This window comes from Zhengella mangrovi, from assembly GCF_002727065.1.
Classification (GTDB): domain Bacteria; phylum Pseudomonadota; class Alphaproteobacteria; order Rhizobiales; family Rhizobiaceae; genus Zhengella; species Zhengella mangrovi.
In genome coordinates, this window is sequence record NZ_PDVP01000051.1 from 1 (window position 1) to 1,649 (window position 1,649).

Annotated in this window: 1 protein-coding gene; it reads right to left on the reverse strand. The window is 59.8% G+C overall.

Going from position 1 to position 1,649, the window contains the following annotated elements:
- Window positions 1–500: 500 nt before the first annotated feature.
- Window positions 501–1,649, reverse strand: a 1,149-nt coding sequence (locus CSC94_RS23910) for a DUF7305 domain-containing protein (RefSeq protein ID WP_133123101.1), incomplete at its 5' end; no start/stop codon positions are given.

Below are 1,649 nucleotides of genomic sequence, written 5' to 3' on the forward strand. Positions count from 1 at the left end.
AATCAGTATATCTTTATTTTTATCTATATTTATATATTATCTAATAAAGTTTTATACACTCCATTATCGGATCGCAGACGCGGGCACTGTCTGCAGACCGAGCGCACAGAACGAACATCCGGGGAAACGGCGGCTTGAGCTCATGTTACCGATGGGTCGCCACGGCCTGACGCCAGCCTGCCGGGTCAACAGCTTCCGGGAACACGAGCGGCATCGCCGGAGGAGGTCTGGCCGCCTGCAATCGTCACAGGATCGCCATGCAGCAGCAGGGTGACAGGATAGAGGCTCGGCTTTCCGGACCGGCCAGGCGCCGACCTTGCGCCAGTGGTGGCGGCGCATATACGGAAGGGATTGCCCGCAAGTTCAGCGGAACTTAGCCCGCGCCCGGGCCTTCCGATCAGGCCCAACAATCGCTACGGACCGGCCACGAACAAAGACGATCGCCGCCAGCGCAGCCTTGCCACGCTGACGGTCCGCAGGTGTGAATTTGCCGGATCGGATTACTTGAGCAGCCGGACGACTTCCATAAGGCTCGGGCGCGGGATCACATTCAGCTTGCTCGGATGCGGCACGACGGCCTTTTCCGTGTCGTAAGGGAAATTGATGGTGCCATTCCCGTCCCACGAAAACCCATCCGTTATCCAGGCGGCCCAGGCGGCCGTGATGGTCGGGGTTCCATTGTTCGTCCACGAGACAGCGCTGTTGGGGGCGTAGACGATCCCGTAGAGATCGAGCGTCGCGTTCTCGAAAGTCCACTCGTTCTCGACGCGCTTCGACAGCAGCACGAAACTCGTCCAGGTTCCCGAAACCGGGGCGACCAGCTTGATCTCGGACTTGCTGACGTTGAACTCCGCATGACGGTCAGCGAGGTAAAGGGTGACCCCTGTCCCCGAGACCTTCGAATCCTCGACTTCGAACTCGGAGCCGAGGATCGTATAAGTGCCGGGATTGAGCTTCACGTCGGCGCCCTTCACGATCTGGAGGCCGTTGCAATAGGTTCCCGGATTGAGAGTGACGGTGCCACCGCTGATTTTCATGCCCGTATGGTCGCAGGCACCGACCGAGGGCAGCGTCATGGACAGGTAGGGATCGGCGACAACGGCGGTGGAGCCCTCCAGCGGAGGCGTCACGTTCTGGATGTAGTGATGACCGTATCCGACCGCGGTCACCGACGCGCCGGTCACGAAATTGTCCGGCGTGTGCGGATCGACGACGTCATCGACGTGATTGGAATTGCCGTAGATGTGGCACTTCGGGCCATAGATCGAAACGCTGCCCTTGAGTTCCAGCGTGTGCTTGCGGGTCGGGTGCATGGCCATGATGCAGAGGGGATTGCCCTCCTGCGGCCCGCGGATGGCCTTCGATTCGATCGCATAACCGACATTTTCAAAGCCGGCGAGGTGCATCAGCGTGGTTTCGGTCGACCCGGTCGCCTTCCCCGCGAGGATGTTGTCGCCTTCGTGCTCGATTTCGACCGATATGATTTTCGCATCACTCGTGAGCATGTTGCCGTCGAACATCTGGTAGGCATACTTGATCTGCTCGTCGGGCGTATGCTTGAGCGTCATGGCTGCCAGAAGGGCGGCATCCATGGCATTCTGGACGCTGCTGCGGTCGCTGACGACGCGGCTGTAGTCGAGCCCCATGCC